Here is a 229-nt window from a genome sequence, read left to right on the forward strand (position 1 = left end):
CGAGGTGGTGTCGGTCTCCTCCGCGCGCAAGGACTACGACGACTGCACGGCGAAGTACGGCCGCTACGGCATCCCGGTCTACGTGGTGGTGGATCCGTACGCCGGGGAGGTCGTCGTCCACACCCAGCCCACCGGCTCCGGCTACATCGCGGCGCACACGCACAAGTACGGTTCGGGCAAGCTGCCCATCGAGCTGGCCGACGGGCGGACCTACACCCTCGACCTGGAC

General features: G+C 68.6%; 1 protein-coding gene. It reads left to right on the top strand.

From position 1 onward, the window contains the following. A partial coding sequence (locus UK12_RS36060) for a Uma2 family endonuclease (RefSeq protein ID WP_045307456.1) occupies positions 1–229 on the top strand: 229 nt, incomplete at both ends.

Origin of the sequence: Saccharothrix sp. ST-888, from assembly GCF_000955975.1 — a bacterium.
Classification (GTDB): Bacteria; Actinomycetota; Actinomycetes; order Streptomycetales; family Streptomycetaceae; genus Kitasatospora.